Here is a 10,592-nt window from a genome sequence, read left to right on the forward strand (position 1 = left end):
ACCGCGTCCGTCGAGGGCGGTGCCCAATCGTCGGATGGAACGAGGATAAACTAATGAGCGATATCGCTGACCGCGTGAAGAAGATCGTCGTTGAGCAGCTTGGCGTCGACGCCGAGAAGGTGGTTACGGCCGCGAGCTTCATCGATGATCTCGGGGCCGACAGCCTCGACACGGTGGAACTTGTCATGGCCTTCGAGGAAGAGTTCGGCGTGGAAATCCCGGACGATGCCGCCGAGACCATCCTGACGGTGGGCGACGCCGTGAAGTTCCTCGAGAAGGCCGCCAGCGCCTGATCTTCGCATTCGCGACATCGACAGTCGACGTTAGAAGGGCCGGGGCGCATCACGCAGCTCCGGCTTTTCGCACGCAAGATTTGAATGGGATGAGGCGGTGATGCGGCGGGTGGTGGTGACGGGGCTTGGGATGGTGACGCCGCTTGGCTGCGGCGTGGAAACCACCTGGTCGCGGCTGATCGAAGGCCGTAGCGGCGCGAGCAAGGTCGACAATTTCGACGTTTCCGACATTGCCGCCAAGATCGCCTGCCAGATTCCCCGTGGCGACGGCACCGGCGGCACCTTCAATCCCGACGACTGGATGGAGCCGAAGGAGCAGCGCAAGGTCGACCAGTTCATCGTCTTCGCGATGGCGGCGGCCAAGCAGGCGCTCGACGATGCCAACTGGCATCCCACCTCCCGCGAGGACCAGGTCAATACCGGCGTTCTCATCGGTTCCGGCATTGGCGGCCTCGATGGCATTGCCGAAGCGGCCCTCATTTTGCGCGAGAAGGGCCCGCGCCGCATCTCGCCCTTCTTCATTCCCGGCCGGCTGATCAATCTCGCCGGCGGCTATGTCTCCATCGAGCATGGCCTGAAGGGCCCGAACCACGCGGTTGTCACCGCCTGTTCCACCGGCGCCCACGCCATTGGCGATGCCGCCCGTCTGGTCGCCTTTGGCGATGCCGACGTGATGGTGGCCGGCGGCACAGAATCGCCGGTCAGCCGCCTCTCGCTCGCGGGCTTTGCCGCCTGCCGCGCGCTCTCCACCGATTTCAACGAGGAGCCGACCCGCGCCTCCAGGCCCTATGATCGCGACCGCGACGGTTTCGTCATGGGCGAGGGTGCCGGTGTCGTGGTGCTCGAGGCCTACGAGCATGCCAAGGCTCGTGGCGCCAAGATCTATGCCGAAGTGATCGGCTATGGCCTGTCTGGCGACGCCCACCACATCACGGCACCCGCCGAGGATGGCGACGGCGCCTATCGCTGCATGCTGGCGGCTCTCAAGCGCGCGGGCATCTCGGCGTCCGACCTCGATTACATCAACGCCCACGGCACCTCGACCATGGCCGACACGATCGAACTCGGCGCGGTCGAGCGCGCCATCGGCAATGCCGCCTCCAAGGTGTCGATGTCGTCGACCAAGTCATCCATCGGCCACCTGCTCGGCGCAGCCGGTGCGGTCGAGGCAATCTTCTCGGTCCTGGCGATCCGCGATCAGATCGTGCCGCCGACCCTCAATCTCGACAATCCAAGCGTCGAGACGGCCATCGATCTGGTACCTCATGCCGCGCGCAAGCGGTCGGTGGAGACGGTTCTGTCCAACTCGTTCGGCTTTGGCGGCACCAATGCATCCCTCATCTTCCGCGCCGCTGCTTGAGGGCTGACCGCCTTTCGCCACAATCGCTTCGCATCAGTGACCTGATGCGAACAGCAACGAGTCAGAGCCCCGACGCATGAGCGATTATCCCGGTCAGAACCAGCCGCCGAACGGTTCGCGCCCGGCCATCAAGTCGCCGCGCGCAGCCCTTGAGCCGGAAGCAGCCCCGCCGGCGCCGCCTGCCTCCCGTCATGCCCGCAACCAGTGGGTTGTCATCGGCAACCTGATCCTGACGATTGCGCTTGTCGGCCTCGTCGGCTCGATGACGAGCTTCTTCTATGCCCGCCGCGCCTTCGTGTCGCCCGGACCGCTGCAGCAGGAACGCGCCGTGTTCATTCCGCGCGGCTCCAATGCCGAGCAGGTCGCCGAGATTCTCGAGCGCAACGGCGTCATTTCGTCGTCGCTGGTCTTCGTCGGTGCCGTCCAGCTCTACGGCGTGCGCGGTGACCTCAAATGGGGTGAATATCTGTTCCCGCGCCGGACCTCGACCGCCGAGGCCATGGCGATCGTGCTGGAAGGCAAGGCGATCGAATACCGGGTGACCATCCCCGAAGGCCTGACCTCCGAGCAGATCCTCGGCCGCCTGCGTGACAATGATGTGCTGACCGGCGACGTCGCGCGCATCCCGCGCGAGGGCTCGCTGATGCCGGACACCTACAAGTTCACCCGTGGCACGACCCGCCAGCAGATCGTTGACCAAATGGCGGCGTTCCAGACCCGCGCGGTCCAGCAGATCTGGGACCGCCGCGCGAGCGACCTGCCGATCCGCTCGCCGGAGGAAATGGTCATCCTGGCCTCCATCGTCGAGAAGGAGACCGGCAAGGCCGACGAGCGGCCGCGCGTCGCCGGCGTCTTCGTCAACCGCCTGAACCGTCGCATCCGTCTGCAGTCCGATCCGACCATCGTCTATGGCATTGTCGGCGGACGGGGCTCGCTCGGCCGCGCCATCAGCCAGGCCGATATCCAGCGCCTGACCCCTTACAACACCTACCAGATCGACGGACTGCCGCCGACGCCGATCGCCAATCCGGGCCGTGCGGCCATGGAGGCGGTGGTCAATCCGCTGCGCCACCGCGATGTCTATTTCGTCGCCGACGGCACCGGCGGCCACGCCTTCGCCGAGACGCTGGAACAGCACAACCGCAACGTCGCCAACTGGCGCCGCATCGAACGCGAGCGCGCCAATCCCGAGACGGTCCCGCCGGCGACCCCGCCGGCACCGGTCGCGCCCGGAGCGCCCCAGCGCTGAGGGCGACCGCTACCGGTCGTCCAGGATCGCCAGCGCAACCAGCATCAGCATGGCGGCCGGAACGGTCTTGACCATGCTGCCGACCGGATCGAGCCAGAGCTGCGGCGCAATCATCACCGAGCCGGCGAGATAGCCGACCGTCAGGCCGATGCCGGCGATCAGTCCGGCCCGGCTCCAGCGCCGCCAGGCGATCGCGCCGCCAATCGCAATATCGGCAAGACTGGTCGCCACAGTCAGCATGTCGGCCGCCGGCTTCGGCATGCCCTGGGCCATGAGGATGGCGCTTGCCGCATCGAAGCTGACGGTCAGGGCCACCAGCCCTGAGACCAGCCAGAACAGCGCGAGCGATCCGAAGATCAGCGCCTTGGCGAGATAGAGCCGGCCGAACCATCCCTCCTGCACGGTGGCAGGCACGCGCCTGAGAGCCTCGTCGAGCGACAGCGGCTCAATGCCGGTCTCGGCACTCCAGACGGAGGGATCGCCGGCTACGCCGCGGCGAAGCTCTGCCAGCGCCGTGCTGCGCACGGGCGGTGCCCAGCCGAGACGGGCTGCGGCATCGCCGAATCTTGCGCCAATCCCGAGCAGGAAAGCCGGCAGTGTGAGCCGGGGAGCAGGCCCGCCAAACCTTGCCCGGAACGCCGCGACAACGCCGCCGACATTCGTGGGATTGCGCTCCATCACGTCGTAGCTGGCCCGCCAATGACGTTCACCCGTCTGCCAGCGGCGCGCTACGATGCTCACCGTGCGGCCGATATCGCTGATGGCGGTCGCCGCGAAGGTCCGGCTCGCCTCGGAGGCGGGCAGGTCCAGCGGCAGGGCCGCAAGCGCCCGGATCAAGGCGCTGCCGCCATAGGCCGCCGGAGCGATCACGAAGCCCGGGCGCAGCACGACGAAGGGCAGGCCGCTTTCGGCGATCACGCGCTCGGCCTCCCGCTTGGTCCGGCTGAAGGCCGTTGCGTCGTCGTCGGGATCGCCGGGCACGGAGAGGTGCAGGAGCAAGGGCGCCCGGCCGGACAGGGCCATCGCTTCGGTCAGCCGCCGGACGAAGTCCACATGGACAGCTTCGGTCTTGCCGCGGGGGCCGTCCTGCAGCACGCCGATGCAGTTCACGACCATGTCGATGTGCCGCTCCCGGATGATGCGGGCGAGGCCGGAGGCATCGAGCGCCATGATCGGCGCCTCGATGGCCGTCGCACCAAACCGATGGGTCTGAGCCTGCGTCAGCCGGCGCGCCATCGCCACGACGGGATATCCTTCCAGCATCAGATGCTCGGCCAGCGCCTGGCCGATCAGGCCGGACGCGCCAAGGATGGCGATCGTGGGCAGAGCGTCAGGCATGGCGGGTCACCTCCTTGGCCGTCACCAGGTCGGCTTGGCGATCATCAGCCAGATGATCAGCATCACCGAACCGAAGCCGGGCAGCCCGAGCACCAGCCACCAGCGGAAGAGGCGGTGATAATCGGCCGGCAGATCCGCGCCCGAAGCGGCGGAAGCCCGGGCCAGATCGCGCAGACGCATCTGGATCCAGACCACCGGCAGCCAGGCGAGGCCGGCAACGCCATAGAGCAACAGCGACCCCGCAATCCAGGCCTCGCTGAGCGGCAGACCCAGTTCCCGCACGAGCAGATAGCCGGTCACCGGCTGCGCGATCACGGCGCTTGCGGTGAACACCATGTCGGCCAGAACGACGACGGAGGCGGTGCGCGCGACGAAGGCGGCATCGCGGCTCCGATGGGCCATCAGCATGAAGAAGGCGATCCCGGTGCCGGTGCCAAGCAGGACCATCGCACCGACGACGTGCAGGTATTTGAGAACGAAATAGGTCATCGGCCGGGATCAGCGGGAGAATGGCCGCCCTTCGTCTCATCTTGGCCTCGCGCCGTAAAGCCCGCTCGGCCGATGTGCCTGGCCGCTTGACCTTCTGCGCTGGCCGCCCTAACGCCGTCGCTCAAGATCGAACTTCAGGGGAATCCATGGCTCTCTCCAGCATGACGGGCTTTGCGCGGTCCGAGGGCGTCGTCGGGTCGACGGTCTGGGCCTGGGAGCTCAAGTCGGTCAATTCCAAGGGGCTGGACATCAAGCTGCGTCTTGGGCCGGGCATGGACGCGGCAGAGGCCGCCATCCGCCAGAAGATTGGCCAGGCGGTCGCCCGCGGTTCGATCTTTGCCAGCGCCAGTGTCAAGCGCGAGGGCGCGACCTCCGAGGTCCGGATCAACGATGCCGTGCTCGCCCAGGTCATCGAGGCCGCCCGCATCATTGCCGAGCGGGTCGATGCCCGCGCGCCGGGTGTCGACGGCTTGCTCAATATCCGGGGCGTCATCGACATCGTCGAGCCGGAAGAAACCGAAGAAGAGCGCGCGGCCTTCCATACGGCCATTCTCGATGGTCTCGACCTCGCGCTGGAAGGTCTGGTCGCCATGCGGCAGGCCGAGGGCAGCGCGCTCGCCCGCATTCTGATCGAACGGCTCGACGAGATCGCAGCCCTGAAGCACCAGGCTGAGACCAATCCCGGCCGCAAGCCCGAGGCGATCAAGGCCAAGCTCCTCGAAAGCCTCTCCGCCCTCATGGAGACCGGCAAGGGCTTCGACCCCGATCGCCTGCATCAGGAGGCGCTGCTGATGGCCTCCAAGGCCGATATCCGCGAGGAACTCGACCGTCTCGACGCCCATGTGGCGGCGGCCCGCAAGCTGATCGCCCAGGGCGGTCCGGTTGGCCGCAAGCTCGATTTCCTGGCACAGGAATTCAACCGCGAGACCAACACGCTCTGTTCCAAGGCGAACGACGTGTCGCTGACCGCGGTTGGTCTGGAGCTCAAGGCGGTGGTCGAGCAGTTCCGCGAACAGGTCCAGAATCTGGAGTAGGGCCATGGCCGATCCCGTCACGGCCCGTCGCGGCCTCATGCTGGTGCTCACCTCGCCCTCGGGCGCCGGCAAGTCGACGCTGACGCGCCAGCTCCTGCAGACCGAGACCGAGATCGCCCTGTCGGTCTCCGTCACCACCCGTCCGAAGCGGGCGGACGAGATCGACAAGGTCCATTATTTCTTCATCTCGCCCGAGCGCTTCATCCAGATGCGCGATGCCGGCGAATTGCTGGAATGGGCCGAGGTTCATGGCAATTTCTACGGGACGCCGAAGGCCGCCGTGGAACAGGCCCTGTCGGCCGGCAACGACGTGCTGTTTGACATCGATGTCGCCGGCGTCCGCCAGCTCTCCGCCATGGTGCGCGAGGACATGGCGACGATCTTCCTTCTGCCGCCGAGCGTTGCCGAGCAGATCTCCCGGCTGAAGCGCCGCGCCAGCGACGAGGACCAGCAGATCCTCAAACGGCTGAAAACGGCGCGCACCGAGATCGAGGCCTGGAGCGACTTCGACTATATCCTGGTCAATGACGACCTCGACCGCGCCTTCATGGAGCTGCGCGCCATCCTTCATGCCGAGCGGCTGAAGCAGCGCCGCCGCCCCAAGCTCGATGCCTTGATCACAGAACTCGGCCGCGACCTCGACCGGGTGCTGGAGAACGGGGATCTGGGGCTGCTGGCGCGCAAGTGAGGGGGCTACATCGCCTCGTCATTGCGGAGACGCCGCCGCCTGTCGAGCACCGCCAGGAAGGCCAGCGCGACCAGGCTGAAGGCCAGGGCGCAGATCAGAACGGCGGAGGATCCGCCATGGGTCAGCAAGGCCGACAGCAGCGGTGGCGCCGCCGCGTAGATCAGGTTCAGCGGCAGGGCGATCCGCGCCATGGCCAGCGCATAGGATGACGTGTCGAAAAACACGAGGGGCATCGTGGCGCGGGCAACCGCAAAGGCCCCGCTGCCGAGGCCGAACAGCAGCGCGAACAGGCCGATGGACCAATATGCGCCCCCACCGGCAAGCAGGAGCACGATCCCGAGCGGCATGACGATCGCGGCGATCACGCCGGTTGTCAGCCCGTCCCAGCGGCCACCGCCTGCGATGTCCAGCAATCGGCCGCCCACTTTCAGCATGCCGATGACAGACCCAAAGGCGACCGCCTCCGCAGCGCCAATCCCCATTGCACGCAGGGTCTCGATGATCACCGCTTCGAATCCGACGGTGACGAAACCATTGCAGATGATCGCGGCGACGATGAAGCCGAAGGCCCCGCCTGGCGCCCTTGCCTGATGATCTGCCTGCGCGCGCGCGCTGGCGTCGGTGCCAGCCGCAGCTTGTGGCAGACCGAATTGCAGCAAGGGCACCGCGACAATCACCAGGCTCATTGCATAGATCGCAACCGTCGCGCGCCAACCGATCTGGGCCGACAGAAAGGCGGTCAGCGGCCAGAAGATGCTGGAGGCCAGGCCCGTGACCAGCATGAGCGAGCCGATCATGCTCTTGGCGCGCTTGCCGGCCACCGCGTTGAGATAGACATAGGCCGAGGTTGTCAGCGATGCCGCGCTGAACAGGCCAAGGAACAGCCAGCCAGCAAAGAAGCCGAAAGGCCCTGTGGCCAGGGCGAGGACCGTCAGCCCGCCGGCGCCTGTCGCGAAGCCGGCCATCATCACACTGCGGGCGCCGGCACGGATCAGCGCCTGGCCGAGCATCGGTGCCGCGAGCGCGGTGACGACATACATGACGGAGGTTCCCAGGAATATGCTGGGCAAGGCCATGGAGAGATCGCCGGCAAGGTCGCGACCGATCACCGGCAGCAGGCTCAACACGCCCCAACCCAGCGTCTGGGTCACGGCGAGCACGAAGAGGATCCTTGGAAGGCTAGGAGCGGGTGTGTCGGTGGGGGCGAACATGACCGCAATCTAGCGAGGTCCGTCTCGCCGCATGTGACAGTGCCGTGACTTTGAACCCATGCCTCTGCAAGGCTGCGGCTGTCCGGGCGGGTAGCTTATTCTTGGCCGGTTGTCCGGTCGGCAAGCCGCGCCAGCATCGCGAACTCGGCGATCGTCAGGTTCTCGGCCCGCTCCGTCGGATCGAGCCCCGCCGCCTCGATCAGCGGCAGGGGATCGCGCACGAAGCCCTTCAGGCTCTGGCGGATCATCTTGCGGCGCTGCCCGAACGCGGCAGCGGTCAGCCGCTCCATGGTCTTCACCTTGGCGGGCAGGGGATCGGCACGCGGCACGAGGTGAACCACCGACGATGTGACCTTCGGCGGCGGCACGAAGGCCGAGGGGCCGACATCGAAGGCGATCTTCGCCTCCGTCCGCCAGCCGCAGAGCACGCCGAGCCTGCCATAGGGATCGGAGCCGGGGGGCGCCACGATCCGCTGCGCCACCTCCTTCTGGAACATCAGCGTCAGCGACTGGAACCAGGGCGGCCATGCCTCTGTTGTCAGCCAGCCGGTGAGCAGGGGTGTCGCGACATTGTAGGGCAGGTTGGCGACGATCCGGGCCGGCCCCTGGCCAAGCATGGCGGCGGCATCGACCTCCAGTGCATCGCCTTCGATCACTTCGAGACGGCCGGGATAATGCGCCGCGATTTCGGCCAGTGCCGGCAGGCAGCGCGGGTCGCGCTCGATGGCGACGACGCGGGCCGCACCATTGGCCAGCAGCGCCCGCGTCAATCCGCCGGGGCCAGGACCCACCTCCAGAACGGTGACGCCCTCCAGCGGCCCGGAGGCCCGCGCGATGCGGCTTGTCAGGTTGAGGTCGAGCAGGAAGTTCTGACCGAGCTGCTTCTTCGCCATCAGCCCATGGCGGGCGATCACCTCGCGCAGCGGCGGCAGGTCGTCGATCGCGCTCATGGCCCCGGCGCCGTCAGCCGCCCGGCCAGCGCGATCGCCTCGATCAGGCTCGACGGTCGCGCGCGACCGGTCCCGGCCAGCGAGAAGGCCGTGCCGTGGTCCGGCGAGGTGCGCACGAAGGGCAGGCCAAGCGTGACATTGACGCCGGTGTCGAAGGCGAGCGTCTTCACCGGCACCAGCACCTGGTCGTGATACATGCCGAGCGCCACGTCATAGGTTGCGCGGGCTGCCGGATGGAACAGCGTGTCGGCAGGATACGGGCCGGTGGCGTCGATGCCCAGCGCCTTCAGCTCGGCGATGGCCGGGCGGATGACATCGTCCTCCTCGTGACCGAGCAGCCCGTCCTCGCCGGCATGCGGATTGAGCCCGCAAATCGCCAGCCGCGGCCGGGCCATGCCGAACCGCGTCCGCATGTCGTGATCGACGATGGCCGCGGTGTCGACGATCAGCGCTTTTGTCAGGCGCTGCGGCACCTCCGCGAGCGGCATGTGGATGGTCACCGGCACCACGGCGAGATCACGGCTCCAGATCAGCATGACCGGCCGCGACGGGCCCTGGCGGAAGGTGCGGGCGAGTTCGCCGAGATATTCCGTATGGCCGGGATGGGCAAAGCCCGCGGCGGCCAGCACCGACTTGGCGATGGGGTTGGTGACGATCGCCCGCGCGCGGCCCATGCGCACGTCCTCGACGCCCGAACGGATGGATTCGATGACGAGGCCGCCGGTCGCCGGATCAGGCACGCCGGGCCTGTCGGCGGCGCTGCCCGACACTGCGACGACGGGAAGGCCATAGGGGAAGGTCTCGAAGGCCTCGTGAACCTCCACCGGCACCACGGGCACACCGATGCCGAGCCGCGCGGCGCGGGCCTCCATCAGGTCTGGATCGCCGATCAGATAGAAGGGCGGCAGATTGTTGGCGGCGCGGTCGCGCCAGGCCATCAGCGCGATATCCGGCCCAATTCCGGCCGGTTCGCCCATCGTCACGGCAAGTGGCAGCATGTCAGTTGAGCGGCCGGTGGCCGTTCTTGTACTCGATCACCGCGGTTCGGCGGATGCGGGCGAGATAATCGTTCGAGATGCGCCGCATCTCGGCCGTGGTGATCTCTTCGCGTACCTGGTTGCGGGTGGCGGTGTCGTCGGAGCTTGCTGGCTGCTTGGAGCACACCGCCACCATCTCGATGCCCTGCGGCGTGCGGGAGGGCGGCGTCAGTTTGCCGATCGCGGTCTGATCCAGAATGGTGCGGAAGGCCGGGCTGAGATCGGTCGAGGTGCGGCGGATCGGGTCGCGCACGGCCGCGTCCGACATGGTGCGGACCTGGTCGATATCGGCGACGCAATTGCTGAACCGCCCGCGCAGCGCATTGGCTTCACCCATGCGGCGGGCGACGACGGCGGGCGCCGCGGTCTGCGGCACCAGCAGGATCACCTGGCGCAGGTTATATTCCATCAGCTGGGCATTGCCGGTTGAACGGCGCGAGATGGCATTGGCGAGCTGGGTGTCGGTCACGAAGATGGTGCGGCCGAAACGGGCGCCCACAATGTTCGACCAGGAGAGATCGGCGCGGATCTTGCCGCGATAGACGCGCGGCTCGATGCCCTGCGAGCGCAGAACCTGGTCGAAGGCGCGCACATCGATGCCCGAGCGGCTGGCGACCTGGGCATAGGCGGCATTGACCTGGGCCTCATTGGCCTCGACGCGGAAGCGCCGGGCCTCGGCGAACTTGACGCGGTCGTTGATCAGGTCGTCGAGCGCCTGGGCCGCGGTGAAGGGCCGGCCTTCGCGCAATTGCAGCAGCCGCTGGCGCTGCGGGATATCGAAGGACGTGATCGGCACGCCATTGACGACGACGGCGACACTGCCCTCCTGCGCCCGGACGGGGGCGGCGGCAGTCATCACCATCAACCCCAGCGCGGCAGCGACGGTCATGAGGGGACGCGAAAGGTCCATGGGCGACGTTCCTAGCAGGCGGGTGAGGATGAT

General features: G+C 67.3%; 11 protein-coding genes. 5 read left to right on the forward strand and 6 right to left on the reverse strand.

Going from position 1 to position 10,592, the window contains the following annotated elements:
* Window positions 1-53: 53 nt before the first annotated feature.
* The 3 genes from E8L99_RS15190 (at window position 54) to mltG (ending at window position 2,902) form a co-directional block, all read left to right on the forward strand.
* Window positions 54-293: an acyl carrier protein gene (locus E8L99_RS15190; RefSeq protein WP_137100339.1), complete on the forward strand. Its 240-nt coding sequence runs from the start codon at window positions 54-56 to the stop codon at window positions 291-293.
* A gap of 100 nt (window positions 294-393) precedes the next feature.
* Complete coding sequence (fabF, locus tag E8L99_RS15195; RefSeq protein ID WP_137100340.1) at window positions 394-1,653, forward strand: beta-ketoacyl-ACP synthase II; 1,260 nt, start codon at window positions 394-396, stop codon at window positions 1,651-1,653.
* A 76-nt stretch (window positions 1,654-1,729) separates the two neighbouring features.
* A complete protein-coding gene (mltG, locus tag E8L99_RS15200) occupies window positions 1,730-2,902 on the forward strand; it encodes an endolytic transglycosylase MltG (RefSeq protein WP_137100341.1) in 1,173 nt (390 codons plus the stop codon).
* Window positions 2,903-2,911: 9 nt separating this feature from the next.
* On the opposite strand, the gene E8L99_RS15205 is transcribed toward mltG, so the two are convergent.
* The gene (locus tag E8L99_RS15205) at window positions 2,912-4,240 is read right to left on the reverse strand and encodes an SDR family oxidoreductase (RefSeq protein WP_137100342.1); all 1,329 of its coding nucleotides are present in this window, start codon (window positions 4,238-4,240) and stop codon (window positions 2,912-2,914) included.
* Between the two features lie 21 nt (window positions 4,241-4,261).
* Window positions 4,262-4,729, reverse strand: coding sequence for a DUF2269 family protein (locus E8L99_RS15210; RefSeq protein ID WP_137100343.1), 468 nt, complete (start codon window positions 4,727-4,729; stop codon window positions 4,262-4,264).
* 146 nt (window positions 4,730-4,875) lie between these two features.
* Here E8L99_RS15210 and E8L99_RS15215 point away from each other — a divergent pair, with 146 nt between their 5' ends.
* Together E8L99_RS15215 and gmk are read left to right on the forward strand one after the other, a co-directional pair.
* On the forward strand, window positions 4,876-5,763 hold the full coding sequence (locus E8L99_RS15215) for a YicC/YloC family endoribonuclease (protein WP_137100344.1): 888 nt from the start codon (window positions 4,876-4,878) through the stop codon (window positions 5,761-5,763).
* 4 nt (window positions 5,764-5,767) lie between these two features.
* On the forward strand, window positions 5,768-6,451 hold the full coding sequence (gene gmk, locus E8L99_RS15220) for a guanylate kinase (protein ID WP_137100345.1): 684 nt from the start codon (window positions 5,768-5,770) through the stop codon (window positions 6,449-6,451).
* 5 nt (window positions 6,452-6,456) lie between these two features.
* Here gmk and E8L99_RS15225 read toward each other — a convergent pair whose 3' ends face one another.
* The 4 genes from E8L99_RS15225 to E8L99_RS15240 all read right to left on the reverse strand — a co-directional run bounded on the left by E8L99_RS15225 (window position 6,457) and on the right by E8L99_RS15240 (window position 10,559).
* The gene (locus tag E8L99_RS15225) at window positions 6,457-7,611 is read right to left on the reverse strand and encodes an MFS transporter (protein WP_252511123.1); all 1,155 of its coding nucleotides are present in this window, start codon (window positions 7,609-7,611) and stop codon (window positions 6,457-6,459) included.
* Between the two features lie 146 nt (window positions 7,612-7,757).
* The gene (rsmA, locus tag E8L99_RS15230) at window positions 7,758-8,612 is read right to left on the reverse strand and encodes a 16S rRNA (adenine(1518)-N(6)/adenine(1519)-N(6))-dimethyltransferase RsmA (protein WP_137100347.1); all 855 of its coding nucleotides are present in this window, start codon (window positions 8,610-8,612) and stop codon (window positions 7,758-7,760) included.
* Entirely contained in the window at window positions 8,609-9,610 is a 1,002-nt protein-coding gene (pdxA, locus tag E8L99_RS15235) for a 4-hydroxythreonine-4-phosphate dehydrogenase PdxA (protein ID WP_137100348.1), read from the reverse strand. Before pdxA ends, rsmA begins: the two co-directional genes overlap by 4 nt.
* A gap of 1 nt (window position 9,611) precedes the next feature.
* Window positions 9,612-10,559: a SurA N-terminal domain-containing protein gene (locus E8L99_RS15240; protein WP_137100349.1), complete on the reverse strand. Its 948-nt coding sequence runs from the start codon at window positions 10,557-10,559 to the stop codon at window positions 9,612-9,614.
* Window positions 10,560-10,592 lie beyond the last annotated feature (33 nt).

Source organism: Phreatobacter aquaticus (assembly GCF_005160265.1).
Classification (GTDB): domain Bacteria; phylum Pseudomonadota; class Alphaproteobacteria; order Rhizobiales; family Phreatobacteraceae; genus Phreatobacter; species Phreatobacter aquaticus.

Excerpts from the sequence above, each read along its gene's own strand:
- E8L99_RS15190 (WP_137100339.1), top strand. The coding sequence starts at position 54 with ATGAGCGATATCGCTGACCGCGTGAAGAAGATCGTCGTTGAGCAGCTT.
- fabF (WP_137100340.1), top strand. The coding sequence starts at position 394 with ATGCGGCGGGTGGTGGTGACGGGGCTTGGGATGGTGACGCCGCTTGGC.
- mltG (WP_137100341.1), top strand. The coding sequence starts at position 1,730 with ATGAGCGATTATCCCGGTCAGAACCAGCCGCCGAACGGTTCGCGCCCG.
- E8L99_RS15205 (WP_137100342.1), bottom strand. The coding sequence starts at position 4,240 with ATGCCTGACGCTCTGCCCACGATCGCCATCCTTGGCGCGTCCGGCCTG.
- E8L99_RS15210 (WP_137100343.1), bottom strand. The coding sequence starts at position 4,729 with ATGACCTATTTCGTTCTCAAATACCTGCACGTCGTCGGTGCGATGGTC.
- E8L99_RS15215 (WP_137100344.1), top strand. The coding sequence starts at position 4,876 with ATGGCTCTCTCCAGCATGACGGGCTTTGCGCGGTCCGAGGGCGTCGTC.
- gmk (WP_137100345.1), top strand. The coding sequence starts at position 5,768 with ATGGCCGATCCCGTCACGGCCCGTCGCGGCCTCATGCTGGTGCTCACC.
- rsmA (WP_137100347.1), bottom strand. The coding sequence starts at position 8,612 with ATGAGCGCGATCGACGACCTGCCGCCGCTGCGCGAGGTGATCGCCCGC.
- pdxA (WP_137100348.1), bottom strand. The coding sequence starts at position 9,610 with ATGCTGCCACTTGCCGTGACGATGGGCGAACCGGCCGGAATTGGGCCG.
- E8L99_RS15240 (WP_137100349.1), bottom strand. The coding sequence starts at position 10,559 with ATGGACCTTTCGCGTCCCCTCATGACCGTCGCTGCCGCGCTGGGGTTG.